The sequence below is a fragment of the Streptomyces sp. NPDC048270 genome (genome assembly GCF_040652335.1).
In the GTDB taxonomy this organism is placed as follows: domain Bacteria; phylum Actinomycetota; class Actinomycetes; order Streptomycetales; family Streptomycetaceae; genus Streptomyces.
This window is the reverse complement of sequence record NZ_JBEZLV010000003.1, coordinates 48910-73136: the sequence shown is the minus strand read 5'-3', so window position 1 is coordinate 73136 and position 24227 is coordinate 48910. Positions and strand designations below refer to the sequence as shown.

Below are 24227 nucleotides of genomic sequence, written 5' to 3'. Positions count from 1 at the left end.
CTGCGGGTGCAGCCGGTACTGCGGGGTGGGACTACTTGTTGATGCGGTTCGCGATTTCCTTGTCCGCGTCCGCGCCCGCCTTGGCGGCGTCCTCACCCTTCAGGACCTTGGTCATGAACTCCTTGATGGGGTTCGGCTCGGTCTCGACGTTCGCCCAGCCCGGGGTGACCGGGGTGATCTTGCCGTTGACGCCGGCCTTGCCCATGGCCTCGGCGAAGGAGCCGGCGGCGGGGGTGAAGTTGGCGCCGACCTGGTTCGGGAGCAGCGCGCCCTTGGTCTCGGCGGCGTACTTGGTCATCTGGTCCTTGCCTGCGGCGAGGGCCAGCCACTCCTTGGCGAGCTCCTTGTTCTTGGAGCGCTCGGCCACGGCGAGGTTCGAGCCGCCGAGGAAGACGGTGCTGGTCTTGTCAGCCGTCTTGCCCGGGATCGGGAAGTAGCCGAAGTCGGCTTCCTTGCCCGCGTCCTTCAGCGCCTTCTCGGCTCCGCCGGCCTCCCAGCCGAGGCCGATCCAGGAGGAGACGCCGCCCTTGGGGACGATGTCGGTGGACTGCTGCGGGTTGGCCTCGTCCTTGTCCTTGGGGGCGGTGGAGAAGGACTGGAGCTTCTTGTAGAACTCCATGGCGGAGGCGGCCTGCGGGGTGCCCAGTCCGCCCTTCCACTTGTCGCCGTCCTTGACGGCGAGGTCGCCGCCCTCGTCCCAGATCAGGCCGGCGAGGACGTACCAGCTCTGGCCGGGCAGGTAGATCGGCTGCGAGGCCGGGTCGGCCGCCTTCAGCTTCTCCAGGCCGGCGATCCACTCGTCGCGGGTCTTCGGCGCGGTGACGCCGGCCTTCTCGAAGGCCTTCTTGTCGTAGATGACGACGCGGTTGGCGGCGTACCACGGGGCGGAGTAGAGCTTGCCGTCGACCTCGGCCGAGGCGAGCATGCTCTTCTGCCAGGCGTCGGCGCCGAGCTTGGCCTTGTCCTTCGTCAGGTCGGCGAGTCCGCCGGTGACCGCGTAGCCGGCGGTCTGGGTGTTGCCGAGCTCAAGGACGTCCGGAGGGGTGTTCTCGGAGAGGGCCGTGGTCACCTTCTCCTGGATGCCGGTCCACTTCTGCTCCTCGACCTTGACCGTGACACCGGGGTGCTTGGCCGAGAACTCCTTGTTGACCTCTTCGATCCAGGCCTTCGGCGCGGAGCCGTCCATGACCCAGACGGTGATCTCCTTGGGGCCCGCGTCCGCCTTGGCCTTGCTGTCGTCGCCGTTGCCGCATGCCGCGACTCCCGCCAACATGCCCGCGACACTGACCGCCACGATGAGCTTGCGCTTCACGCCACCCTCCTCAGGGATGCCTGCCTGCACTTCCCTTGCCCGCCGCGGTGACATACGCGAAGTACTGCCGTGGGGCTGGGATCTGATCCATATTGGTTTAGACCAGTAGCTGGAGCTTGGCCTAGACCTTTAGGGGTGTCAAGGGTCTAATGAGCGGGTGCTCGGTCCGTTATCGGACCGACACCTGGGGAGAGAGAAGGCCTGTCCCCCCGCACGTGTCACGATGTGACCGCACATATCGGAGGAGCCGGTGACGGCAGCGAAACTGGAGTCGGGAAGGCGGGCGGCGATGGCCACCGAAGGGGCGATCACGGAGCCGGAAGGCGGGGCGGCCACCCGCACGGCGCGTGTACCCAAGTACTACCGACTCAAGCGGCACTTGCTCGACATGACCGAAACGCTGCCGCCCGGCACTCCGGTGCCGCCGGAGCGCACGCTCGCGGCCGAATTCGACACCTCGCGGACCACCGTCCGCCAGGCCCTCCAGGAGCTCGTCGTCGAGGGCCGACTGGAGAGGATCCAGGGCAAGGGCACCTTCGTCGCCAAGCCCAAGGTCTCCCAGGCCCTCCAACTCACCTCGTACACCGAGGACATGCGCGCCCAGGGACTGGAACCGACCTCCCAGCTCCTCGACATCGGCTATGTGACGGCCGACGACACCCTGGCCGGGCTCCTCAAGATCACCACCGGTGGTCGGGTGCTGCGCATCGAGCGGCTGCGGCTGGCCAGCGGTGAGCCGATGGCCATCGAGACCACGCACCTGTCGGCGAAGCGCTTCCCCGCCCTGCGCCGTTCGCTCGTCAAGTACACCTCCCTCTACACCGCCCTCGCCGAGGTCTACGACGTCCACCTCGCGGAGGCGGAGGAGACGATCGAGACCTCGCTGGCCACCCCCCGCGAGGCCGGCCTGCTCGGCACCGACGTCGGCCTGCCGATGCTGATGCTCTCCCGGCACTCGCTCGACGCGGACGGGGAGCCGGTGGAGTGGGTGCGGTCGGTGTACCGCGGCGACCGGTACAAGTTCGTCGCCCGGCTCAAGCGGCCCGCGGCCTGAGGACCGGCGGGCGGCCGAGGCCCGACGGAGGACCGGCGAAGAGCCGGCGAAGGACCGCTGGAGGCCCGACGGCGTTCCGTCTGGCTTCCGTCCCTATATACCGGGAACCGGAATACCGGAATACGGACGGGGTCTTACGTTCACCAGGCAATCCACCGTAGATTCCCTGCGCTTACGCAGATGATCGACGATGGGACGAGAGTCATGCCTGAACCGGAAGCAACTGGGACACAACGGAACGCGGCGGGTCCGGACAGCAGGCCGGGCTCGCCTTCCCCCAAGTCCATCGCCGCATGGGTGCTCGTCGGACTCGTCGGCGCCCTCGGCTGGGCCGTCCTGGCCCTCTCCCGCGGCGAGGAGATCTCCGCGGCGTGGCTGCTCGCCGCCGCGCTGGGCTCCTACGCGATCGGCTACCGCTTCTACTCGCGGTTCATCGCACACCGCGTACTGAAGGTGGACAAGACGCGGGCGACCCCCGCCGAACGCCTTGACAACGGTGTCGACTTCCATCCCACCGACCGACGGGTCCTTTTCGGCCACCACTTCGCCGCCGTCGCCGGCGCCGGGCCCCTCGTCGGACCGGTGCTCGCCGCACAGATGGGCTACCTGCCCGGCACCATCTGGATCGTCGTGGGCGTGATCTTCGCGGGCGCCGTGCAGGACATGGTGACGCTGTTCTTCTCCACCCGGCGCGACGGCCGTTCGCTCGGCCAGATGGCCCGGGACGAGATCGGCCCCGTGGGCGGAGCCGCCGCCCTGATCGCCGTGTTCGCCATCATGATCATCCTGCTGGCCGTGCTCGCGCTGGTCATCGTCAACGCCCTGGCGCACTCGCCCTGGGGCGTCTTCTCCATCGGCATGACGATCCCGATCGCCCTCTTCATGGGCTTCTACCTGCGCGTCCTGCGACCCGGCCGGGTCACCGAGGTCTCGCTGATCGGCGTGGCCCTGCTGCTGCTCGCCATCGTCGCGGGCGGCTGGGTCGCGGAATCCTCGCTGGCGGGCACCTTCACCCTGGAGAAGGAGACGCTGGTCATCTGGATGATCGTGTACGGCTTCCTGGCCTCGGTGCTGCCGGTGTGGATGCTGCTCGCCCCGCGCGACTACCTCTCCACCTTCATGAAGGTCGGCACCATCGCCCTGCTGGCCGTCGGCGTGTTCATCGCGATGCCCACCCTGAAGATGCCCGCGGTCACCGACTTCGCCTCGCGCGGGGACGGCCCGGTCTTCGCCGGCTCGATGTTCCCCTTCGTCTTCATCACGATCGCCTGTGGCGCCCTGTCCGGCTTCCACGCCCTGGTCTCCTCGGGCACCACCCCGAAGATGATCCAGAAGGAGACCCAGGTCCGGATGATCGGCTACGGGGCGATGCTCACCGAGTCGTTCGTCGCCGTCATGGCCGTGATCACGGCCTGCATCCTGGAGCCCGGCCTCTACTTCGCCATCAACTCCCCCGGCGGCGTCATCGGCACCACGGTGGAGTCGGCCTCGCAGGCCGTGACGAGCTTCGGCTTCGCCATCTCGCCGGAGGCGCTGGCCCAGGCCGCGAAGGACGTCGAGGAGACCAGCCTGCTCTCCCGTACCGGTGGCGCCCCGACCTTCGCACTCGGCATGTCGGAGATCTTCGCCTCGGTCATCGGCGGCGGCTCGATGAAGGCCTTCTGGTACCACTTCGCGATCATGTTCGAGGCGCTGTTCATCCTCACCACGGTCGACGCGGGCACCCGGGTCGGCCGCTTCATGCTCCAGGACACCCTGGGCAACGTGCACAAGTCCTTCAAGGACGTCAGCTGGAAGCCGGGCGTGTGGCTGGCCAGCGCCGTCGTGGTCGGCGGCTGGGGCTACTTCCTGTGGGTCGGCGTGAAGGACCCGCTGGGCGGCATCAACCAGCTGTTCCCGCTGTTCGGCATCGCGAACCAGCTGCTGGCGGCCGTCGCCCTGGCGGTCTGCACCACCCTGCTGGTGAAGTCGGGGCGGCTGAAGTGGGCCTGGGTGACCGCGGTCCCGCTGGCCTGGGACGCCACGGTGACCCTCACCGCGAGCTACCAGAAGATCTTCTCCGAGGACGTCCGGGTCGGCTTCTTCGCCCAGCGCGACAAGTACCAGGCGGGCATCGACGCCGACAAGGTGCTTCCGCCCGCCAAGAACATGGACGAGATGCACACGGTGGTCACCAACGCCACGGTGGACGGGGTGCTGTGCGCCCTGTTCGCGGTGCTGATCATCATCGTGCTGGCCGACGCGGCCCGGACCTGCTTCAAGGCGATCAGCAACCCGGAGTCGGCGAAGCTGGCCGAGGTCCCGTGGAGCGAGTCCAGGATCGTCGCGCCGGCGGGGCTGTTCCCGACGGCCGAGGAGAAGGCCGAGCTCGCCGCGGCGGGCCTGGACTCGGGCGGCGGGCAGGTCAAGGAGCCGGTGGCCTGATGAGCCTGCGCAGCGCACTGGCGAGGGCGCGGTACTTCGTACGGGAGTTCTCGGGTGAGGCGGCCTACGACCGGTACGTCGCCCACGCCCGCTCCCACGACCCGGACGCGGAGGTCCCGACCCGCCGCGCGTTCGAACGGGCCCGTACGGACGCCCGCGAGGCGGACCCGCGGGAGGGCTTCGGCTGCTGCTGAGCCCCGCACGTACCGAAGGCCCCGCCATCCCGGCGGGGCCTTCGGGCTGTTCAGCGTACCCAGTCCTTGAGTACCTCGGTCTGGAGTGTGATCCCGACGGGGTCGGGCAGCGCAATGTCCGTGCCGTACGGCACTACCTGGATGCCCTCGTAACGTCGGCCGTTGGGCTGGTTGTAGACGGAGACCTCGCACTTGGCCCGGTCGATCAGGAGGTAGACGGGGATGCCGGACTCCGCGTAGGCGCGAGGCTTTTCGACATGATCCCGCTGGTGGGTATCCGAATCCCACGAGGTCACCTCGACGGCCATGAGGATCGGAGCGGGGTCGACCCAGTCGCCCTGCCCCGCGAAGGCTTGGGAAGGCGCCAGCACCGCGTCCGGGATGGCTCGCCCGTCCCGGTACGCCTGAGCCTTGATCCCCTGTCCCCCATGGAGCCAGAGCTCCGGCCGGTGCTGCATGCAGAGCCGCGTCAGCCACTGGATGATCATCTGGTGGTCGCCGTCCGGCATGGCCTTGCTCCTGATAACCCCGTCGATGAATTCGAGCCGCGTCCCCTCCCTCTCCTTGGCCGCTACGCGTGCGACGGCTTCGAAGTCCTCAGTCGGCATGTGGGGACGGTCGGTCATCGCGGTCATGCCTCACTCACCTTCATCGACGGTGCTGCCTCCGACGATAGCGCCGGGCACCGGCACCCGTCCGGCACACTCGACCCCATGGACATCGTGATCAGGGCGGCGCTGCCCGCCGAGTACGAGCAGCTGGGTGAGATCACCGCGCAGGCCTATCTGGGCGACGGCCTGCTGGGCTCCGGCGAGGCGTTCTACGCGGCGGTGCTGCGCGATGTCGCCGGACGGGCCGCCGACGGGGAGGTGCTCGTGGCCGTCGAGGAGGGGGCCCTGCTCGGCGGGGTGACCTTCGCGCCGCCCGGCAGCCCGCTGGCCGACATAGCCGGGCCCGGCGAGGCCGAGTTCCGGATGCTGGCCGTCTCCCGCGAGGCGCGGGGACGCGGCGCCGGCGAGGCGCTGGTGCGGGCGTGCGCGGCCCGTGCGCGGGAGCTGTCGGGCGTCACGCACCTGGTGCTGTCCACCCAGCGCGGCATGACCGGGGCCCAGCGGATCTACGAGCGGCTCGGTTTCGTCCGTACGCCGGAGCGGGACTGGGCGCCGGTTCCCGGGCTCACCTTGCTCACGTACCGTCTGGAGCTGTAGCCACACCGACACAACATGTGGGGGGTCACGCAACGGCGGCCCCCCACATGTATGCTCATGCCTGCTGTCGCCGCAGGGGAATCCGGTGCGAATCCGGAACTGTCCCGCAACGGTATGAAGTGTCCGGCTACCGGACATGAAGTCCGAGGACCTGCCGACGGTGCGCCCGGGTCGACCGAACCGGGTGCCGATACGTCCGGGCCTCGCGGTTGGGCCGGTGGACGCCATGCGGTGTACGCGTTCCTGCCACGCCCGCATGCGCCTCCCCGTGCCCGCCCGCCGTCGATCCGGGCCGAGCGAGGGAGAGCTCCCGCCGTGACCATCGCGCCTTCCGCACCGCGCGCCGAGTCCGTTTCTGGCGACAACACCGAGGGCCCGGGGGCCACGCTGCTGCGTACCCTCACCGAACTGACGGCGGACCTCCCCGACACCGACCCCGGCCGGGTCGCCGCCGCCGCGCTGCGCGGTCGCAGCGCCGCCGCCGACGAGGCCGAACTGCGCGGGCTGGCCACCGAGGCCGCCGCCGGCCTGATCTCCGAGGACCCCGCGTACTCGAGGCTCGCCGCGCGGCTGCTGACGCTGGCGGTGCGCGACGAGGCCGCGGGCCAGGGCTCCACCTCCTTCTCGGCCTCCGTCGGGGTCGGCCACCGCGAGGGCCTCATCGCCGACCGCACGGCCGAGTTCGTCCGGACCCACGCGAGCCGCCTGGACGCGCTGGTGGAGCACACCCTCGCCGAGGGTGCCGACGACCGCTTCGGCTTCTTCGGCCTGCGCACCCTGCACAGCCGCTACCTGCTGCGCCACCCGATCACCCGCCAGGTGATCGAGACCCCGCAGTACTTCATGCTGCGCGTGGCGTGCGGTCTGGCCGAGGACGAGTCCGTGCAGGCCGTCGAGGAAGTGGCCTCGCTCTACCGGCTGATGAGCCGCCTCGACTACCTGCCGTCCTCCCCCACGCTCTTCAACTCCGGCACCCGCCACCCGCAGATGTCCTCCTGCTACCTGCTGGACTCCCCGCTGGACGAGCTGGACTCGATCTACGACCGCTACCACCAGGTCGCCCGACTCTCCAAGCACGCCGGCGGCATCGGCCTGTCGTACTCCCGCATCCGCGCCCGCGGTTCGCTGATCCGCGGCACCAACGGCCACTCCAACGGCATCGTGCCGTTCCTGAAGACCCTCGACGCCTCCGTCGCCGCCGTGAACCAGGGCGGCCGCCGCAAGGGCGCCGCCGCCGTCTACCTGGAGACCTGGCACGCGGACATCGAGGAGTTCCTGGAGCTGCGCGACAACACCGGCGAGGACCAGCGCCGTACGCACAACCTGAACCTGGCCCACTGGGTGCCGGACGAGTTCATGCGCCGGGTCAACGCCGACGCCGACTGGTCGCTGTTCTCCCCGGCCGACGTGCCCGAGCTCGTCGACCTGTGGGGCGACGCGTTCGACGCCGCCTACCGCAAGGCCGAATCGGCGGGCCTGGCCCGCAAGACCATGCCCGCCCGCGACCTGTACGGCCGGATGATGCGCACCCTCGCGCAGACCGGCCAGGGCTGGATGACCTTCAAGGACGCCTCCAACCGCACGGCGAACCAGACCGCCGAGCCGGGCACCGTCGTCCACTCCTCCAACCTGTGCACCGAGATCATCGAGGTCACCAACGACGGCGAGACGGCCGTCTGCAACCTCGGCTCGGTCAACATGGGCGCCTTCGTGGTGGACGGGGGGATCGACTGGGAGCGCCTGGACGAGACCGTCCGCACCGCCGTGACCTTCCTCGACCGCGTGGTGGACATCAACTTCTACCCGACCGAGCAGGCCGGCCGCTCCAACGCCCGCTGGCGCCCGGTGGGCCTGGGCGCGATGGGCCTCCAGGACGTCTTCTTCAAGCTGAAGCTGCCCTTCGACTCCCCCGAGGCGAAGGCCCTGTCCACCAAGCTCTCCGAGCGCATCATGCTGGCCGCGTACGAGGCCTCCTGCGACCTCGCCGAGCGCAGCGGCCCGCTGCCGGCCTGGGAGCAGACCCGCACCGCCCGCGGCGTCCTGCACCCGGACCACTACGACGTGGAGCTGAACTGGCCGGAGCGCTGGGAGGCGCTGCGCGCCCGGGTCGCGAAGACCGGCATGCGCAACTCGCTGCTCCTGGCCATCGCCCCGACGGCGACGATCGCCTCGATCGCGGGCGTGTACGAGTGCATCGAGCCGCAGGTCTCCAACCTCTTCAAGCGCGAGACGCTGAGCGGTGAGTTCCTCCAGGTCAACGCCTACCTGGTGGAGGAGCTGAAGCAGCTCGGCGTGTGGGACGCGCAGACCCGCGAGGCGCTGCGCGACGCGTCCGGCTCGGTGCAGGGCTTCGGCTGGATCCCGGCCGAGGTGCGCGAGCTGTACCGCACGGCGTGGGAGATCCCGCAGCGCGGCCTGATCGACATGGCGGCGGCCCGTACCCCGTTCCTCGACCAGTCGCAGTCCCTGAACCTGTTCCTGGAGACGCCCACCATCGGCAAGCTCAGCTCGATGTACGCGTACGCCTGGAAGCAGGGCCTGAAGACCACGTACTACCTGCGCTCGCGCCCGGCGACGAAGATCGCCCGTGCGGCGCAGGCCGCCGCTCCGGCGGCGCTCCCGCAGGCCGTGGCCGACGCGGAGGCGCTCGCCTGCTCCCTTGAGAACCCCGAGTCCTGCGAGGCCTGCCAGTAATGAGCTCCAACGACACCGATGCTGTGACGAGCAAGAACCTCCTGGACCCGGGCTTCGAGCTCACGCTCCGCCCCATGCGCTACCCGGACTTCTACGAGCGCTACCGGGACGCGATCAAGAACACGTGGACGGTCGAGGAGGTCGACCTCCACTCGGACGTCGCCGACCTCGCGAAGCTGACGCCGGCCGAGCAGCACATGATCGGCCGCCTGGTCGCGTTCTTCGCGACGGGCGACTCGATCGTCTCGAACAACCTGGTGCTGACGCTCTACAAGCACATCAACTCCCCGGAGGCGCGCCTGTACCTGTCGCGCCAGCTGTTCGAGGAGGCCGTGCACGTCCAGTTCTATCTGACGCTGCTCGACACCTACCTGCCCGACCCGGACGACCGCGCGGCCGCCTTCGACGCGGTCGAGGAGATCCCCTCCATCCGCGAGAAGGCGCAGTTCTGCTTCCGGTGGATGGACTCGGTCGAGAAGATCGAGCGGCTGGAGACGCAGGCCGACCGCCGCCGCTTCCTGCTGAACCTGATCTGCTTCGCCGCGTGCATCGAGGGCCTGTTCTTCTACGGCGCCTTCGCGTACGTGTACTGGTTCCGCTCGCGCGGTCTGCTGCACGGTCTGGCCACGGGCACCAACTGGGTGTTCCGCGACGAGACCATGCACATGAACTTCGCGTTCGAGGTCGTGGACACCGTCCGCAAGGAGGAGCCGGAGCTCTTCGACGACGCCCTTCGGCAGCAGGTCACCGACATGCTGAAGGAGGCCGTGGAGGCGGAGCTGCAGTTCGGCCGCGACCTGTGCGGCGAGGGCCTGCCGGGTATGAACACCGAGTCGATGCGCGAGTACCTGGAGTGCGTCGCGGACCAGCGCCTGGTCCGGCTCGGCTTCGCGCCGGTGTACGGCTCGCAGAACCCGTTCTCCTTCATGGAGCTGCAGGGCGTGCAGGAGCTGACCAACTTCTTCGAGCGCCGCCCGTCGGCGTATCAGGTCGCCGTGGAGGGCACGGTCGACCTCGACGAGGACTTCTGAGCCTTCCGGGCCCCGTCCGCCCCGCGGGCCTCTGATCGGCCGGCGGCTGCCTCGCGCAGCTGCCGGTCGATCCTGCGTTCCCGGGCCGCCCCGTAGAGGGCGGGGGCCAGCAGGAGGGCTGCGACGGCGAGGACGGCGAGATAGTTCAGGAGCGTGTTCATGACTCCACTCTCGCGAGAGCCCGGAAAACGGGACAGTGGCAGGACTGTCATGAAGGAGCGAATTACTGCCACACTGTGAGCCATGCCTTTGAACAACGTGGCCGTGGCCGTGGTCAACGGGGTCGCCCCCTTCGAGCTGGGCATCTTCTGCGAGGTCTTCGGGATCGACCGCAGCGCGATGGGCCTGCCGACGTACGAGTTCGCCGTGTGCGCCGCCGAGGAGGACAAGGTGGTGAGCGGCGACGGGCTCTTCGACCTCACGCTCCGCCACGGCCTGGAGCGGCTGGAGGAGGCGGACCTGGTCTGCCTGCCCGCGGACCGGACGGCGCCCACCCGCGACTACCCCGAGCCCCTGCTGGCCGCCCTGAACCGGGCCGTCGACCGGGGCGCGCGGGTGCTGAGCGTGTGCAGCGGCGCCTTCGTCCTGGGCGCGGCCGGGCTGCTCGAGGGCCGGCGCTGCACCACGCACTGGATGCACGCGCCCGCGCTGCGGCGCCGTTTCCCGCGCGCCCTGGTCGACCCCGACGTGCTGTACGTGGACGAGGGCCCGGTGATCACGGCGGCCGGCACCGCCTCCGGGATCGACGCGTGCCTGCACGTCGTACGGCAGGAGCAGGGCGCCGAGGTGGCCAACACCATCGCGCGGCGGATGGTGGTGCCGCCCCACCGGGACGGCGGCCAGGCCCAGTTCATCCAGCGGCCGCTGGCCCGCACGGCCTGCGACACGGTGGGCGAGGTGATCGGGTGGATGGCCCGCCACCTCGAGGAGGAGATCACCGTCGAGCAGCTCGCCGAGCGCGCGCACATGTCGCCGCGCACCTTCGCCCGCCGCTTCCTCCAGGAGACCGGCACCACCCCCTACCAGTGGGTGCTGCGCCAGCGGGTCCTGCTCGCCCAGGAGTTGCTGGAGACCACCGACGAGACCGTCGACGCGATCGCGGGCCGCTGCGGGTTCGGGACCGCGGCCGCCCTGCGCCACCACTTCCTGCGGACGCTCGGCACCACCCCGAACGCCTTCCGGCGTGCGTTCCGGGGCCCGCGGGCCGTGGCCTGACCCCGGCCCGGCCTCCTGCCCGAATCCCGGCTCGACCCCCGGCCCGACCTTGGCCGAGAACCGGCCGCCTTTGGCCCAAAGCAGGCCCTTGCGTAGTCGGGCGGTGGCGTACCGTGATGACGCCCGGCCCGTCGCCCCCGCACCGCGCCCGGCCGTGCGCACCTCTCATCACAGCTCAGGAGGGCCCGTATGTCCCGTACCGCCCGCATCCTCACCGCCGCCGCAGTCGCCGACAGCGGCTGGGGCTTCGCGCAGAAGTAGCCCGACGCGGCCGGGCCCCGCTCCCCTCACGGGAGGCGGGGCCCGGCCGCGCGTGCGGAAAGATCAGTCGTTCGGGACCGTCTCGTAGCGCGGGGTGCCCTCGGCCATCTGCCGCAGCGCGTCCTTGCGGTCCCGCTTCGAGAGCCGGTCGATGTACAGGTACCCGTACAGGTGGTCGGTCTCGTGCTGCAGGCAGCGCGCGAAGTAGCCGGTACCGCGCACCTTGATCGCGTTGCCCTGCGCGTCCTGGCCCTCGACCTCGGCGTAGTCCGGGCGGGCCAGCGAGGCGTAGGCCGTCGGGACCGACAGGCAGCCCTCGTTGGAGTCGTCCAGCACCCGCGCGCCGGCCGGCAGCTCGACGAGCTTCGGGTTGACCACCACACCGGTGTGCCGCACGCCGTCGTCGTCCGGGCAGTCGTAGACGAAGACCTTGGCGTCCACGCCGATCTGGTTCGCGGCCAGGCCCACGCCCTCGGCGGCCCGCTGGCTGGCGAACATGTCGTCGATCAGCTGCGCCAGCTCGTCGCCGAACTCGGTGACGTCCTTGCACTCCCGGTGCAGCACCGGGTTGCCGACCACCGTGATGGGGCGGGCGGTGCCGCGCTCCCGGTGGGCGAGCTCGCGCTCCGCACAGTCCTCGGTGTCCACGACGTACCCGTCGTTCACCTCGCCCGCGACCTCGACAACCTCGTTCTCCTGCTGCGCCATGTCCGCCGTACGCCTTCCGTAAGTCACCGATGTGCCCGTACAGCCTACGGCCCCCGGCTCAGCAGACTTCCTCGAGATCCCGCCACTCACGGGTGTCCGGGCTGTCGGCGACCCAGCCGTCCAGCAGCCCGCGCACCAGACCGGCCGGGGCCGCGATGCCGCACTCCCGCTCGGGCACCCACAGCGCACCGGAGCCGGCCGTGCGGTGCCCCAGCGGCCCGGGGTGCCCCGGCTCGCTGTGGTCGTGCGGGTCCAGGTGCTCCCCGTCGCCCTCGTCGCTCGGCATCTCGCTCTCCGAGCAGGTCCGGCACAGCAGCCGTACCGACGAGGACCAGTCCTCGGCGGCGAAGCCCGCGTCCGAGGCCAGCTGCTCCAGCGCGTTGCGGTCCGCCTCGCCGGCCGCCTCCAGCAGCACCACCCAGGTCGGCACGGGCGACGGCGCCCACAGCTCGATCTCGTCGAAGACGGGGTACGAGGGCCCGGCCGCGGTGACCCGCTCGCCGTGCGGGACGCCGTCGTGGAGCACCACCTCGCCCCAGCGTCGCCCCGAGGAGGGCAGCGGGATCGAGAGGACCTCCATACGGGCCGGGTCCAGCCTGCGGCCCCAGACCACCTCGGCCTCGCCCTCGGGCGACAGCCGCACGGCCGCGCTGCCGAGCTCCATGCCCACCGGCTCGCCGCCGTTCTTGCCGCCCGCGCCGTGCGCGTCCCCGGGCACCTTCAGCCCGTACGCCTGCCAGGCCCGCCGGGCCAGCGGCCAGTCCTGGAGCGCGGTCGCGGCGATGCCGACGTTCCACCAGTCCGGGGCGCCCGTCTCGCGGTCCAGCAGGGCCACGGCGCGCAGTCCGGCGGCCCTCGCCTGCTCCCAGTCGTGCCGGAACTTGTGCAGCAGGGCCAGATTGAACCAGGACTCGGACAGCCAGGGTTCCAGGTCCGCGGCCCTGGTCAGGAGCGCGCCCGCGTCCTCGTACCGACCGTCGCCGATCAGCGTGAACGCGCGGTCGGTGGCCTGCCGCCACGAGGCGGAGGGCCGATGCCGTACCTTCCCGAAGATCCTCACGATTCCCGCCTGCCGGTCCGACGGTGCAGCCTTGCGGACACTCTCGCTCTCACTCTTACTGGCATCCAACCATGCCCACTCGGACGGCCGCTCATTACCCATGGGTTACCCAGGTGGGACGGGAACAACTCTGTCACGTCCGCCCCTGGCCAGAACCCTCGCCAGACACTCCACGACCTCCGGCTGGTAGTCGTGCCCGGTGCCCAGGCGGAGCTCTTCCAGGGCCGCCAGTGAGCCGCTCGGGTGACGGTCCCCGCCCACCAGGTCGTCGTACGCGTTGACCGCGCGCACGATGCGGGCGGCGACGGGCTGCTCCCGGTACGGATCGGCCTGCCGCTCCACGACCACGGCCACCTCGGCGGGCACCCCGGTCTGGCGGGCCACCTCCCCGCCGAGCTCGGCGATCCGGCGGGCCTCGGCGGCGGGCAGGACGGCGGTGGCTCCGTCCGGAACGGGGTCGACGAGGGAGAGCTGCCCGATGTCGTGCATCAGCGCCGCGTACTCCAGGACCGTGAGCTCCCGCTCCGACAGCCCCAGCTCCCGGCCGACGGCGCAGCTCAGGGAGGCGACCCTGCGGGCGTGGCCGGGCGGGGTGTAGCCGGCGATCTCGGTGGCCCGGGCCAGGGAGGTGATGGTCTGGCGGTAGGTGGTGCGGATCGCGGTGATCCGGTGGAAGGACATCTGGGTCAGCAGCAGGGGCACGCTGAAGACGGGCAGGGCCCACAGGCCGGCCCCCGCGACGCCGAGGGCCATCACCACGCCGGTGGCGCAGATCGCCGAGCCGATGCCGAGCTGGGCGCGCAGCTCGTCGCGCAGCAGGGGCCCGTACGGCCAGCCGGTGCGGGCCCCGGCGAGCACGGCGGCGAGCACGGCTTCGCACAGCGCGGTCAGGCCGAGCAGGCACAGCAGGAACAGGACGAGGTACGGGCCCTGGCCGATCCGCTCCTCCAGCCGGCCCGAGTTGTAGAGCGGCTGGAAACAGACGGCGGCGAAGGCGACGGTGAGGACCCGCCGGGCCACGTGGTCCAGGGCGGGCCCGTGGCCCCGGGCGACGTGCGGGACGATCCCGGCGAGTGCGGCCGCGACGACCACGGCCACGATCTGCAGGACCCCGTGTCCGGTGGGCTGCCCGGCGTTCTGCCCGAGCAGGGCGTAGGCGAGGGCTCCGGCGGAGGCGAGGGGGGCGGGGCGGCGGTCGGTGGGGCCCGGCTCGGTGCGCGGGTCCCGGCGGGCGAGCTCGCCGATGGTGATCAGGATGCCGAAGGCCAGGGCGACCCCGGGGTCGGCGAGGCCGTTCCACAGCGTGTGGCCGAGGGCGACGGCGGTGAGCGCACCGGCCGCGCCCCGCACCGCCCGCACGGCCGTCCCCCTCACGACCCGCCCTCCGTCCGGCGGCGGGCCGGCGCGTCGGCGGCCCCAGCGGCGGGCGGGGCGTCGGCGGCGCCCGCGCGGTGCGGCCGTTCGCCGGGGCCCGCGCCGGCGGGGTCGGCCCCGCCGGCCGGGCGGGAGCCCTGGGCCGGCAGGCCGGCGAGGGCGGGCAGCCCCGGTCCGCCCCCGGCGGGATCGGGCCCGCTGATCACCTGCAGGTCCGCGTCGGAGGTCACCACCGGGTGCCAGCCGTGCCGTCCGATGGCCCCGGTCAGGGCGTCCACCATGGCCGGGTCGAACTGCGCCCCCGCGCACCGCTCCAGCTCGGCCAGGGCGACCGGTACCGGACGGGCCCGGCTGTAGGACCGGGTGGAGGTCATCGCGTCGAAGGCGTCGGCCACCGCCACCACGCGGGCCAGCACCGGGATCTGGTCGCCGGTCAGCCCGTACGGGTATCCGGAGCCGTCGACCCGCTCGTGGTGGTGCAGGATCGCGGCCCGGGCCTCCCCGAGGAAGCCGATGCCGCGCACCATCTCGTGCCCGTACTCGGGGTGCAGCTCGATGATCCTGCGCTCCTCCGGGGTGAGCGGCCCGTCCTTGCGCAGCAGCCGGGTGGGGACGCCGAGCTTGCCCACGTCGTGCAGGATCCCGGCGATGCGGACGACCTCGAGGCGGTCCTCGGACATGCCCAGCTCGCGGGCGATCATCGCGGAGGCCTGGCCGACGCGCTCGCTGTGGCCCCGCGTGTAGCGGTCCTTGATGTCGACGGCCTGGACGAGGGCGCGGATGGTGGCCTGGTGGGCCGCGCGTTCGCGGTGGTACTGGGCGAAGACCCAGCAGGAGATGTACATCGGCAGCAGGACGAGGAGGGCGGCCGGGAGCCCGTACGGGCTGCGCCACATGACCGCCATCATCAGTCCGGCGAGGCCGTGCACGCAGTGGGGGGCGAGGGACCGGGTGAGCAGTCCCCGCCAGGCGGTGGCGGCGGGCCGGCGCTCCGCGGCGGCCAGGACGCCCCCGTCGAGGGCGGTGAGCACCAGGCAGAAGACGACGGCCGCGGCACCCGCGGGAAGCAGCACGTAGGGGAAGTCGGCCACCCAGACGGGCGGGCCGGCGGATCCCGCCGGCCCGGTTTCGGCCGAGGAGCCGAGCGCGGCCGGGCCGCGCAGCAGCCGGAACGTTTGCCCTGCGGCCCAGGCGGCCAGCGCCTGCTGCGCCCCGTGCCACACCCGCCGCACCCGGGCGGGCCGCTGGACCACGGTCCCCGCGAGCCCCCCGGGCAGCGCCACGAGGGCGGCGGCGGAGGGCGGCAGGAGGAGGACGGCGGCGAGCACCACGGGGAAGAAGGAGCCGATGCCCTCGGGCACCTTGCCGCCCAGCAGCGGGCAGACCTTCACCAGCTCGCAGCCGAGGTAGAGCACGGCGAGCAGGGCGACGGCGGCCCAGGGCGTACCGGAATCGGTGAGGGCGGGTGCGGCGCACGCCAGGGCGGCGAGGACGGCGCACAGGATGTACGCGCGCGCCGCCGGCGGAAGTGCCCGCATGGCGCTCTCCTCCCCCGTGCCGTGCCAGGAATCCAGGTACCGAATCAAACCAGCACCGAATGGGGAGAATAAGTGGGGCCCCTGGAGAAGCGGGCCACATTTTCACATTGCGCCATACGGACGCCCCCGGATTAGCACCTTCGGGTGAACGAAGTGCTGTTCCGGGGGCGGCGGTTGTTTCACACGGCCGTTCGGACGGCCCGCGGCGGGATCAGCCGGCGGCCGGGTTGTCGGCGGCCACGTCGGCGGTGATGTCGTGTTCGGGCACGGCCTGTCCCGACCGGATCAGCTCGATCCGCCCCATCACCTTGGACCGCAGGTCACTCGGCACGTCGTCCGACCCGCAGCAGCGTTTCACCAGCTTCTTCACGGCCTGTTCCAGGCCGTACTTCTCCAGACAGGGGCTGCACTCCCCGAAGTGCGTCTCGAACTTCGTGCAGTCGCTGTCGGGCATCTCCCGGTCGAGGAACTCGTAAAGGTGATCCAGGACCTCAGAGCACTCCGTCTCGTGCGGCTCTCCGCAACTCATGAGCCCGAGCCTTTCCGGTCGTTCGACTCTCCCGCGCCCGCGGGAACCAGCCCGCGCTCACGGGCATAGTCCTCCAGCATTCCGCGGAGTTGACGGCGGCCACGGTGCAGTCGCGACATGACCGTACCGATGGGTGTACCCATGATGTCGGCGATCTCCTTGTACGCAAAGCCCTCTACGTCGGCAAGGTAGACCGCGATGCGGAACTCCTCCGGAATGGCCTGGAGCGCTTCCTTCACATCCGAATCGGGCAGGTGGTCGAGCGCCTGCGACTCGGCGGAGCGCAGCCCGGTCGACATGTGCGACTCGGCGCGCGCCAGCTGCCAGTCCTCGATCTCCTCCGCGGCGCTGCGCTGGGGTTCGCGCTGCTTCTTGCGGTAGGAGTTGATGAAGGTGTTGGTCAGAATGCGGTACAGCCACGCCTTCAGGTTGGTGCCCTCGCGGAACTGGTGGAACGACGCGTATGCCTTCGCGTACGTCTCCTGGACCAGGTCCTCGGCGTCGGCCGGATTGCGCGTCATGCGCAGCGCGGCCGAGTACATCTGGTCGAGGTAGCCGAGGGCGTCCCGCTCGAAGCGCGCATTGCGCTCCGGGGTCGTCTCCTCCGCGTGGCCTTCGTCGGTCCCAGCGACAGGACCCACCTCCTCCGACTGCGTGGCGGCTTCGAGAGCGGAGCCGCTCGAATCGGAGAATAGTCGACCATCCCGGCCCTCCGCCGCCCGAAGCGTCCCGCGCTTGGGGCTGGGGAGAACCGTCCAGTCCAGGTCAGCGGCCTGCCGACGGTTCTGACTGATGACCTGGGTCATGCGCTCCCTCTCCTCCGACAAGTTCCCGTACGTACCGACATCCGGCACAACAGACGGTGCGGGCCCCGCATTCCCCGGGGCGGGAGCGGCTTTCGGCCCGGTATCGGGGCGCGCGCGGGAGGGGTGATCCGGATCACTCCGGCGTCCAGCGGCCCTCGATCAGATCTCGAGCGCGGTGAGCCATTCGGCCACGGTCCCGGTGATCAGGGCGAGGGCCGCCTCCTGGGTGACGTCCGCCTTCTTGGGCACGGCGAACCCGTGGTCCCCGTGCGGGACCTCCACCAGCGTGTACGTGCCTCCCGCCGGGAACTCCTCCGGGCGGCCGAAGGGATCGCGGCCGCCCTGGAGCACCAGCGCGGGCCGTCCGGCGCCGAGCAGCTCCTCGGCCCGGGACTTCTCCGGCCGGCCCGGCGGGTGCAGCGGGAACGCCAGCGCCAGCACCCCGGCCGCGCCCAGTTCCGCCGCGGTCCGGCAGGCGACCCGGGCCCCGGCGCTGCGGCCGCCGGCGACCACGGGCAGCCCGGGCTCCGCGAGGGCGGGCCACAGTCCGCGCCACCCCTCGTCGAGCACCTTGGGCGCGGCGGCGACCTTCTTCCCGGCGACCCGCCAGGGCTGTTCGACCAGGGCCACGGTGATCCCGTGCGCGGGCAGGGCGGCGGCCAGCGCCTGCAGGTCCCGGGCCTCGATCCCGCCGCCGGCCCCGTGGCTCACGGCGAGCACGAGCCGGGCCCCGCGGGCGGTGTGCCAGGTGATGCGGGCCTCGCCCGCCGGGGTGCCGACGCTCTGGGTACGGGTGTTCATGCACCCCATCCTGCCCGGGTCAGAAGAGGGTGCCCTCTTCAGGCGCGGCCAGTTCCGCCAGCAGCTCCGGCGCGTTGTTGCGCACGTTGCTCACGGCCGTGGACACCGGGTAGGCCCGCATGAGGCCGCCGGGCGGCGGTGCCAGCAGTGCGCGCAGCGAGCCCTCGGTGTCGGTGTTCGCGGGGTCCAGCCAGGCGTCCCAGCGGTCGGGGGTCAGCATGAGCGGCATCCGGGGGTGGATGTCGGACAGGGAGCGCGGCCCCTCGGCGGGAGCCGCGCCCAGCGGTCCGGTCTCGGCCTCGGCCGTGATCACCGAGCAGGTGACCCACCAGGCGAGGGGGTGCGCGTCGGGCAGGGTCCGGTCGCGCCAGAACTCGTATATGCCGGCCATGGCGAAGACGGAGCCGTCGGCGGGGAGCACGAAGTAGGGCTGCTTGCGGGCCCGCTTGCGCTTCCCCTCCACCTCCAACTCCCGCTCGTCGTGGGCGGTGACCCACTCGTAGTAGCCGTCGGCGGGGACGATGCAGCGGCGCTGCGCGAAGGGGCGGCGGAAGGAGGGCTTCTCGGCGAGGGTCTCCGACCGGGCGTTGATCATCCGGGCGGCGCCGTCGGGGTTCTGGGCCCAGGAGGGCACGAGACCCCATTTCAGGGTGCGCAGCTGGCGAACCGGACGGGGGTCGGACGCGTCTTTGAGGGGGCGGTCGAGGACGACGTGGACCTGCTTGGTCGGCGCCACGTTGAAGTCGGGGGCCAGGGTCTCCTCGGGCTCCCATTTCTCGATGCCGAAGGCCTCCACCAGGTCCTCGGGCTTCCGACTCGCTGCAAACCGTCCGCACATGCCTGCCACACTGCCATGTCGCCCCCGGCCACCGCTGGGAGGTGTCCCCAGAACCCCACCGCAAGGAGTCCGCCCTCCATGGACAGCAGCAGCACGGCCGGCCTGTGGGACCGGCTCACGGGTATACAGGCGGCGCCCGACCTGTGGCTGGTGATCGCGACGGGCCTGGTCGCCCTGGCCGCCGTGGGCCCGCGCCCGCTGTGGCGGCTGTCGCGCAACGCCGTGACCATCGCGCACGAGGGCGGCCACGGCCTGCTGGCGCTGCTGACCGGGCGGCGGCTCGACGGGATACGGCTGCACTCCGACACCAGCGGGGTCACCGTCAGCCGGGGCAAGCCGACCGGGCTGGGCATGATCCTGACCGCCGCCGCCGGCTACACCGCGCCCTCGCTGCTGGGGCTCGGCGGGGCGGCGCTGCTGTCCGCGCACCGGATCACGCTGCTCCTGTGGGCGGCCACCGCCCTGCTGGTGGCGATGCTGGTGATGATCCGCAACGCCTACGGGGCGCTGACCGTGCTGGTGACCGGGGGGACCTTCCTGCTGGTGTCCTGGCTGGCCCCGGCCGAGGTGCAGGCCGTCTTCGCGTACGCGGTGGTGTGGTTCCTGCTGCTCGGCGGCGTCCGGCCGGTCTTCGAGCTCGGGGCCAAGCGCCGGCACGGCGGAGCGCCGGATTCGGACGCCGACCAGCTCGGGCGGCTCACCCACGTGCACCCGGTGGTGTGGCTGCTCCTCTTCCACGTCGTCGCGCTGTGCTCGCTGGTGGGCGGCGGCCGCTGGCTTCTCGCCCTCTGAGACGGCCCGACGATCAAGATCCGGGGTCGGGGGAAGCCACTAAAGTGGGGGCCATGACCGAGACCCCCGCGCTCCCCGCCCTCTGGCCCGCCCCGATCGCCGACGCTGCCGTCCACGCCACCGTCACCGTGCCGGGTTCCAAGTCGGTCACCAACCGCGCCCTCGTCCTCGCCGCGCTCGCCGCCGAGCCGGGCTGGGTGCGCCGGCCGCTGCGCTCGCGCGACTCCCAGCTGATGGCGGACGCCCTGCGGGCGATGGGCGTGGGCATCGAGGAGACCGTCTCCTCCAGCTCGGCGGGCGCCGCCGCGAGCGGCGAGGCCTGGCGGATCATCCCGGCCGCCCTGCACGGCCCGGCCACCGTCGACGTCGGCAACGCGGGCACGGTCATGCGCTTCCTGCCGCCCGTCGCCACCCTCGCCGACGGCGACATCCGCTTCGACGGCGACCCGCGCTCCTACGAGCGCCCGCTGGGCCAGGTCATCGACGCCCTGCGCACCCTCGGCGCCCGGATCGACGACGACGGCCGCGGCGCGCTGCCGCTGACCGTGCAGGGCGGCGGGGCCCTGGAGGGCGGTGTCGTGGAGATCGACGCCACCAACTCCTCCCAGTTCGTCTCCGCGCTGCTGCTCTCCGCCCCGCGTTTCAACCAGGGCGTCGAGGTGCGGCACGTGGGCACCAACCTGCCGTCGATGCCGCACATCCGGATGACGGTGGAGATGCTGCGCGCGGCCGGCGCCCAGGTGGACACCCCCGAGGCGGGCGGCGAGAAGAACGTGTGGCGGGTGGCGCCCGGCGCGGTGCTCGGCCGCGACCTGGTGGTGGAGCCGGACCTGTCCAACGCCCAGCCCTTCCTGGCCGCGGCGCTGATCACCGGCGGTACGGTCACCATCCCGGACTGGCCGCGGCGCACCACGCAGCCCGGCGACGCGCTGCGCCGGATCTTCACGGAGATGGGCGGCTCCTGCGAGCTGACCGACGCGGGCCTGGTCTTCACCGGCACCGGCAAGATCCACGGAATCGACGTGGACCTGGGCGAGGTCGGCGAGCTCACCCCGGGCATCGCGGCGGTGGCGGCCCTGGCCGACTCGGAGTCGGTGCTGCGCGGCGTCCAGCACCTGCGCCTGCACGAGACGGACCGGCTGGCCGCGCTGACCAAGGAGATCAACGCGCTCGGCGGCGACGTCACCGAGACGGAGGACGGCCTGCGCATCCGGCCGCGCCCGCTGCACGGCGGCACCTTCCACACGTACGACGACCACCGGATGGCGACCGCGGGCGCGGTGATCGGCCTGGCGGTGGAGGGCGTGATGATCGAGAACGTGGCGACGACCGCGAAGACCCTGCCGGACTTCCCGCAGATGTGGGCGGACATGCTCGCAGGGGATTTCGCAGCGGGAGCGGGAGCGTAGGGCCGCGTCATGCGCAGGTACGGCAAGCACACCGACGAGGACGACATCCGCCAGCGGCCCAACCCCAAGGGCAACCGGCCGCGGACCAGCATCCGGCCCAAGCACGAGGACGCCTCCGAGGGCTTCGTCCTCACCGTGGACCGCGGCCGGCTGACCTGCCTGGTCGAGGACCGCACGGTCCACGCCATGAAGTCCCGGGAACTGGGGCGCAAGGCGGCGGTGGTCGGCGACCGGGTCTGGATCGTCGGTGACCTGTCCGGCAAGAAGGACACCCTCGCCCGCATCGTGCGGATCGAGGAGCGCAGGTCCGTCCTGCGGCGCACCGCCGACGACGACGACCCGTTCGAGCGGGTGGTCGTCGCCAACGCCGACCAGCTGGCCATCGTGACGGCCCTCGCCGACCCGGAGCCGCGGCCCAGGATGATCGACCGCTGCCTGGTGGCGGCGTACGACGCGGGTCTGGAACCGCTGCTGGTGCTCACCAAGTCCGATCTGACCTCCGCCGACAAGATCCTGGAGATCTACTCGACGCTCGGCGTGAACTACGTGGTCACCAACCGCGAGGAGCTCGCGACGGGCGACGCGGCCGACCGGGTGCGCGACCGGCTGAACGGCCGGATCACGGCCTTCGTGGGCCATTCGGGCGTCGGCAAGACCACCCTGGTCAACTCGCTGGTCGCCGAGGGCCGCCAGCGCGCCACCGGGCACGTCAACGCGGTCACGGGCCGCGGCCGGCACACCACCACCTCCGCGCTCGCGCTTCCGCTGCCCGGCGGCGACGGCTGGGTCATCGACACCCCGGGCGTGCGCTCCTTCGGCCTGCACCACGTGGACCCCTCCCGGGTGATCCTGGCCTTCCCGGACCTGGTGCCCGGCACCGAAGAGTGCCCGCGGGCGTGCAGCCACGACGAGCCGGACTGCGCGCTCGACAAGTGGGTGGAGGAAGGCCACGCGGACCCGGCGCGGCTGTATTCGCTGCGGCGGTTGCTGGAGACGCGGGAGCGCCGCGAGGGAGACTGACGCACCGTCGGGGTTTGCCGAAGATCGTGTCTGGATAAATGCATAATCGCACCAAGTGGCGAGAATTCACGTGACGCGGGGAGGCATTCGACATGGCGTGGCTGCTCGTCGTGGTTGCGGGAATCCTGGAGACCGGCTTCGCCGTCTGCCTCAAGCTCTCGCACGGCTTCACCCGGCTGTGGCCGACCGTCGCTTTCGCCTGCTTCGCGCTCGGCAGCTTCGGCCTGCTCACCCTGGCCCTCAAGAAGCTGGACGTGGGTCCGGCGTACGCGGTGTGGACCGGGATCGGCGCCGCCGGGACGGCGATCTACGGCATGGTCTTCCTCGGCGACCTGGTCTCCACCCTCAAGCTCGTCTCGATCTCCCTGGTCATCCTCGGGGTCATCGGGCTGCAGCTGTCCGGTTCTGCGCACTGAGCAGCCGCAGCAGCTCCCCCGCCCCCGGCTCCTCCCCCGGGGCCACCACGTAGGACAGCGCGAGCCGCACGGCGAGCTCGCACCGCTGCGCGTCCTGCGCGGGCATCAGCGCGGCCGCCGCCCGGTCCCGGACGGCCCGGGCCAGCTCACCGGGTCCGGGCGCGCGGCCCGCGGCGGGCAGGCCGGGGTCCCAGAAACCGGTGAGCAGGGCCCGTACGAGGGGGTGGGCGCGGGCCGCGCGCACGGTCCACTCCGCGACCGCCGCGAGCCGCTGGGAGGTCGGGGCGGGGGTGGACAGGGCGCGCTCGACTCCGTCGAGGTACCACTCGCCCTCGCGCCGGATCAGGGCGCGGCCCAGGCCCCCCTTGCCGCCGAACTCGTTGTACAGGGTCTGCCGGGACACCCCGGCGGCCGCCGCCACGTCGACCATCCGCACGGACGGCCAGGGGCGTGCCGAGAGCGCCGCTCCCGCCGCTTCCAGCAAGGTTTCCCGGGCTGCCGGCATCTTCGCCTCCCACTGGGCCGTTCCCGCTGGGCTTCCCGGCCAGAGTTGACGGGGCGACAGATCCTGTCAAGGGCGCGTCCCGGCCGCGCCACCGGCCGCGATACTGTTCGGCCATGTCCGAGTATGACGATGACCTGCGCCTTGCCCTCGAGCTCGCCGACGCCGCGGACGCCGCGACGATGGAGCGTTTCCGTGCCCTCGACCTCGTGGTCGAGACCAAGCCGGACATGACGCCGGTGAGCGAGGCGGACCGGGCCGCCGAGGAGATCATCCGGGCGGGCATCGCGGCCGCACGGCCCGACGACGCGATCCTCGGCGAGGAGTACGGCCTCAAGGGCGACGGGCCGCGGCGCTGGGTCGTCGACCCGATCGACGGCACGAAGAACTACGTGCGCGGGGTCCCGGTCTGGGCGACCCTGATCTCCCTGATGGCGCAGGACGAGGACGGCGTCTTCCGGCCGGTGGTGGGCGTGGTGTCCGCGCCCGCGCTGGGCCGGCGCTGGTGGGCGGTGCGCGGCGGCGGCGCGTTCGCGGGCGGCGCGCTCGGCGCGGCCACGCCGATCGGCGTCTCGAAGGTGGGCGGGCTGGGCGACGCCTCGTTCGCCTACTCCTCGCTGAGCGGCTGGGAGGAGCAGGGCCGCCTGCCCGGCTTCCTGGACCTGACCCGCGCCTGCTGGCGCACCCGCGGCTACGGCGACTTCTGGCCGTACATGATGGTCGCGGAAGGCTCGCTGGACCTGTGTGCCGAACCGGAGCTGAACCTGTGGGACATGGCGGCCATCGCGGTCGTGGTCCAGGAGGCCGGCGGCCGCTTCACCAGCCTGGACGGGGTGGACGGGGTGCACGGCGGGAACGCCGCCGCCTCCAACGGGCTGCTCCACGAGGAGATGCTGGAGCTGCTGCGTCCGCGCGGCTGAGCATCCTCCCCGCATGTCCCCGTGCGGGCCCCCTTGTTGACGGTGCGCGTCCGTGGGAATCTGAGAATCCTCCGCTTGTGCGCTTGTGAATCCTTTCTCTAGGATCCTGCGGGCGCACCAC

24 protein-coding genes and 1 riboswitch are annotated in these 24227 nt (G+C 71.7%); of the genes, 12 read left to right on the top strand and 12 right to left on the bottom strand.

Features of this window, described 5'->3' with window-relative positions:
- Positions 1-31: 31 nt before the first annotated feature.
- Positions 32-1312 carry an extracellular solute-binding protein gene (locus tag AB0D66_RS03610; RefSeq protein WP_362296044.1) on the bottom strand — a complete coding sequence of 427 codons (1281 nt, stop codon included), beginning with the start codon at positions 1310-1312 and terminating at the stop codon, positions 32-34.
- Positions 1313-1601: 289 nt separating this feature from the next.
- Here AB0D66_RS03610 and AB0D66_RS03605 point away from each other — a divergent pair, with 289 nt between their 5' ends.
- The 3 genes from AB0D66_RS03605 (at position 1602) to AB0D66_RS03595 (ending at position 4984) form a co-directional block, all read left to right on the top strand.
- Positions 1602-2366 carry a GntR family transcriptional regulator gene (locus AB0D66_RS03605; protein WP_362296712.1) on the top strand — a complete coding sequence of 255 codons (765 nt, stop codon included), beginning with the start codon at positions 1602-1604 and terminating at the stop codon, positions 2364-2366.
- A gap of 204 nt (positions 2367-2570) precedes the next feature.
- Positions 2571-4790, top strand: a complete 2220-nt coding sequence (locus AB0D66_RS03600; protein WP_362296041.1) for a carbon starvation CstA family protein — start codon at positions 2571-2573, stop codon at positions 4788-4790.
- Positions 4790-4984, top strand: a complete 195-nt coding sequence (locus AB0D66_RS03595) for a YbdD/YjiX family protein (protein ID WP_362296038.1) — start codon at positions 4790-4792, stop codon at positions 4982-4984. Before AB0D66_RS03600 ends, AB0D66_RS03595 begins: the two co-directional genes overlap by 1 nt.
- A 50-nt stretch (positions 4985-5034) precedes the next feature.
- Here the strand turns inward: AB0D66_RS03595 and AB0D66_RS03590 are convergent, their stop codons facing one another.
- Positions 5035-5619: a Uma2 family endonuclease gene (locus AB0D66_RS03590; RefSeq protein ID WP_362296035.1), complete on the bottom strand. Its 585-nt coding sequence runs from the start codon at positions 5617-5619 to the stop codon at positions 5035-5037.
- Positions 5620-5697: 78 nt separating this feature from the next.
- On the opposite strand from AB0D66_RS03590, the gene AB0D66_RS03585 reads away from it, so the two are divergent.
- The 3 genes from AB0D66_RS03585 to AB0D66_RS03575 all read left to right on the top strand — a co-directional run bounded on the left by AB0D66_RS03585 (position 5698) and on the right by AB0D66_RS03575 (position 9917).
- A complete protein-coding gene (locus AB0D66_RS03585) occupies positions 5698-6192 on the top strand; it encodes a GNAT family N-acetyltransferase (protein ID WP_362296032.1) in 495 nt (164 codons plus the stop codon).
- 44 nt (positions 6193-6236) lie between these two features.
- Positions 6237-6366: riboswitch (cobalamin riboswitch) on the top strand.
- Positions 6367-6507: 141 nt separating this feature from the next.
- Positions 6508-8886 (top strand): ribonucleoside-diphosphate reductase subunit alpha, encoded by a 2379-nt coding sequence (locus AB0D66_RS03580; protein WP_362296029.1) that lies wholly within the window; start codon positions 6508-6510, stop codon positions 8884-8886.
- Positions 8886-9917: a ribonucleotide-diphosphate reductase subunit beta gene (locus AB0D66_RS03575; RefSeq protein WP_362296026.1), complete on the top strand. Its 1032-nt coding sequence runs from the start codon at positions 8886-8888 to the stop codon at positions 9915-9917. Before AB0D66_RS03580 ends, AB0D66_RS03575 begins: the two co-directional genes overlap by 1 nt.
- Here AB0D66_RS03575 and AB0D66_RS03570 read toward each other — a convergent pair.
- A complete protein-coding gene (locus AB0D66_RS03570) occupies positions 9872-10078 on the bottom strand; it encodes a hypothetical protein (RefSeq protein WP_362296023.1) in 207 nt (68 codons plus the stop codon). The two genes, AB0D66_RS03575 and AB0D66_RS03570, sit on opposite strands and share 46 nt — an antisense overlap.
- A gap of 82 nt (positions 10079-10160) precedes the next feature.
- Here AB0D66_RS03570 and AB0D66_RS03565 point away from each other — a divergent pair, with 82 nt between their 5' ends.
- The gene (locus AB0D66_RS03565) at positions 10161-11132 is read left to right on the top strand and encodes a helix-turn-helix domain-containing protein (RefSeq protein ID WP_362296020.1); all 972 of its coding nucleotides are present in this window, start codon (positions 10161-10163) and stop codon (positions 11130-11132) included.
- A gap of 324 nt (positions 11133-11456) precedes the next feature.
- Here AB0D66_RS03565 and def read toward each other — a convergent pair whose 3' ends face one another.
- The 8 genes from def to AB0D66_RS03525 form a co-directional block, all read right to left on the bottom strand.
- Positions 11457-12101, bottom strand: coding sequence for a peptide deformylase (gene def, locus AB0D66_RS03560; RefSeq protein WP_362296017.1), 645 nt, complete (start codon positions 12099-12101; stop codon positions 11457-11459).
- Positions 12102-12159: 58 nt separating this feature from the next.
- Positions 12160-13161 carry a hypothetical protein gene (locus tag AB0D66_RS03555; protein ID WP_362296014.1) on the bottom strand — a complete coding sequence of 334 codons (1002 nt, stop codon included), beginning with the start codon at positions 13159-13161 and terminating at the stop codon, positions 12160-12162.
- Positions 13162-13266: 105 nt separating this feature from the next.
- Complete coding sequence (locus AB0D66_RS03550; protein WP_362296012.1) at positions 13267-14535, bottom strand: HD domain-containing protein; 1269 nt, start codon at positions 14533-14535, stop codon at positions 13267-13269.
- Positions 14532-16073, bottom strand: coding sequence for an HD-GYP domain-containing protein (locus AB0D66_RS03545; RefSeq protein WP_362296009.1), 1542 nt, complete (start codon positions 16071-16073; stop codon positions 14532-14534). The genes AB0D66_RS03550 and AB0D66_RS03545 overlap by 4 nt, the downstream gene beginning before the upstream one ends.
- A 211-nt stretch (positions 16074-16284) precedes the next feature.
- Complete coding sequence (gene rsrA / locus AB0D66_RS03540) at positions 16285-16602, bottom strand: mycothiol system anti-sigma-R factor (RefSeq protein WP_362296006.1); 318 nt, start codon at positions 16600-16602, stop codon at positions 16285-16287.
- Positions 16599-17243 (bottom strand): sigma-70 family RNA polymerase sigma factor, encoded by a 645-nt coding sequence (locus AB0D66_RS03535; RefSeq protein WP_030709911.1) that lies wholly within the window; start codon positions 17241-17243, stop codon positions 16599-16601. The genes rsrA and AB0D66_RS03535 overlap by 4 nt, the downstream gene beginning before the upstream one ends.
- Positions 17244-17567: 324 nt before the next feature.
- Entirely contained in the window at positions 17568-18209 is a 642-nt protein-coding gene (locus AB0D66_RS03530; protein WP_362296003.1) for an alpha/beta family hydrolase, read from the bottom strand.
- 19 nt (positions 18210-18228) lie between these two features.
- The gene (locus AB0D66_RS03525) at positions 18229-19047 is read right to left on the bottom strand and encodes an SOS response-associated peptidase (protein WP_362296000.1); all 819 of its coding nucleotides are present in this window, start codon (positions 19045-19047) and stop codon (positions 18229-18231) included.
- Between the two features lie 78 nt (positions 19048-19125).
- Between AB0D66_RS03525 and AB0D66_RS03520 the strand changes: the two genes are divergently transcribed.
- The 4 genes from AB0D66_RS03520 to AB0D66_RS03505 all read left to right on the top strand — a co-directional run bounded on the left by AB0D66_RS03520 (position 19126) and on the right by AB0D66_RS03505 (position 22684).
- Complete coding sequence (locus AB0D66_RS03520) at positions 19126-19839, top strand: M50 family metallopeptidase (RefSeq protein ID WP_362295997.1); 714 nt, start codon at positions 19126-19128, stop codon at positions 19837-19839.
- A gap of 53 nt (positions 19840-19892) precedes the next feature.
- The gene (gene aroA / locus AB0D66_RS03515; RefSeq protein ID WP_362295994.1) at positions 19893-21248 is read left to right on the top strand and encodes a 3-phosphoshikimate 1-carboxyvinyltransferase; all 1356 of its coding nucleotides are present in this window, start codon (positions 19893-19895) and stop codon (positions 21246-21248) included.
- Between the two features lie 9 nt (positions 21249-21257).
- Positions 21258-22268 (top strand): ribosome small subunit-dependent GTPase A, encoded by a 1011-nt coding sequence (gene rsgA, locus AB0D66_RS03510; protein ID WP_362295991.1) that lies wholly within the window; start codon positions 21258-21260, stop codon positions 22266-22268.
- Positions 22269-22360: 92 nt separating this feature from the next.
- Positions 22361-22684, top strand: a complete 324-nt coding sequence (locus tag AB0D66_RS03505) for a multidrug efflux SMR transporter (RefSeq protein ID WP_069921864.1) — start codon at positions 22361-22363, stop codon at positions 22682-22684.
- Here AB0D66_RS03505 and AB0D66_RS03500 read toward each other — a convergent pair.
- Positions 22650-23189: a TetR/AcrR family transcriptional regulator gene (locus AB0D66_RS03500; RefSeq protein ID WP_362295987.1), complete on the bottom strand. Its 540-nt coding sequence runs from the start codon at positions 23187-23189 to the stop codon at positions 22650-22652. The genes AB0D66_RS03505 and AB0D66_RS03500 overlap by 35 nt on opposite strands.
- Positions 23190-23302: 113 nt before the next feature.
- On the opposite strand from AB0D66_RS03500, the gene hisN reads away from it, so the two are divergent.
- Entirely contained in the window at positions 23303-24106 is an 804-nt protein-coding gene (gene hisN, locus AB0D66_RS03495) for a histidinol-phosphatase (protein ID WP_362295984.1), read from the top strand.
- Positions 24107-24227 lie beyond the last annotated feature (121 nt).

Bases quoted from the DNA above. Each gene is read 5' to 3' on its own strand.
- AB0D66_RS03605 (WP_362296712.1), top strand. From the start codon at position 1,602: ATGGCCACCGAAGGGGCGATCACGGAGCCGGAAGGCGGGGCGGCCACC.
- AB0D66_RS03600 (WP_362296041.1), top strand. From the start codon at position 2,571: ATGCCTGAACCGGAAGCAACTGGGACACAACGGAACGCGGCGGGTCCG.
- AB0D66_RS03595 (WP_362296038.1), top strand. From the start codon at position 4,790: ATGAGCCTGCGCAGCGCACTGGCGAGGGCGCGGTACTTCGTACGGGAG.
- AB0D66_RS03590 (WP_362296035.1), bottom strand. From the start codon at position 5,619: ATGACCGCGATGACCGACCGTCCCCACATGCCGACTGAGGACTTCGAA.
- AB0D66_RS03585 (WP_362296032.1), top strand. From the start codon at position 5,698: ATGGACATCGTGATCAGGGCGGCGCTGCCCGCCGAGTACGAGCAGCTG.
- AB0D66_RS03575 (WP_362296026.1), top strand. From the start codon at position 8,886: ATGAGCTCCAACGACACCGATGCTGTGACGAGCAAGAACCTCCTGGAC.
- AB0D66_RS03570 (WP_362296023.1), bottom strand. From the start codon at position 10,078: ATGAACACGCTCCTGAACTATCTCGCCGTCCTCGCCGTCGCAGCCCTC.
- AB0D66_RS03565 (WP_362296020.1), top strand. From the start codon at position 10,161: ATGCCTTTGAACAACGTGGCCGTGGCCGTGGTCAACGGGGTCGCCCCC.
- def (WP_362296017.1), bottom strand. From the start codon at position 12,101: ATGGCGCAGCAGGAGAACGAGGTTGTCGAGGTCGCGGGCGAGGTGAAC.
- AB0D66_RS03545 (WP_362296009.1), bottom strand. From the start codon at position 16,073: ATGCGGGCACTTCCGCCGGCGGCGCGCGCGTACATCCTGTGCGCCGTC.
- rsrA (WP_362296006.1), bottom strand. From the start codon at position 16,602: ATGAGTTGCGGAGAGCCGCACGAGACGGAGTGCTCTGAGGTCCTGGAT.
- AB0D66_RS03530 (WP_362296003.1), bottom strand. From the start codon at position 18,209: ATGAACACCCGTACCCAGAGCGTCGGCACCCCGGCGGGCGAGGCCCGC.
- AB0D66_RS03525 (WP_362296000.1), bottom strand. From the start codon at position 19,047: ATGTGCGGACGGTTTGCAGCGAGTCGGAAGCCCGAGGACCTGGTGGAG.
- AB0D66_RS03520 (WP_362295997.1), top strand. From the start codon at position 19,126: ATGGACAGCAGCAGCACGGCCGGCCTGTGGGACCGGCTCACGGGTATA.
- aroA (WP_362295994.1), top strand. From the start codon at position 19,893: ATGACCGAGACCCCCGCGCTCCCCGCCCTCTGGCCCGCCCCGATCGCC.
- rsgA (WP_362295991.1), top strand. From the start codon at position 21,258: ATGCGCAGGTACGGCAAGCACACCGACGAGGACGACATCCGCCAGCGG.
- AB0D66_RS03505 (WP_069921864.1), top strand. From the start codon at position 22,361: ATGGCGTGGCTGCTCGTCGTGGTTGCGGGAATCCTGGAGACCGGCTTC.
- AB0D66_RS03500 (WP_362295987.1), bottom strand. From the start codon at position 23,189: ATGCCGGCAGCCCGGGAAACCTTGCTGGAAGCGGCGGGAGCGGCGCTC.
- hisN (WP_362295984.1), top strand. From the start codon at position 23,303: ATGTCCGAGTATGACGATGACCTGCGCCTTGCCCTCGAGCTCGCCGAC.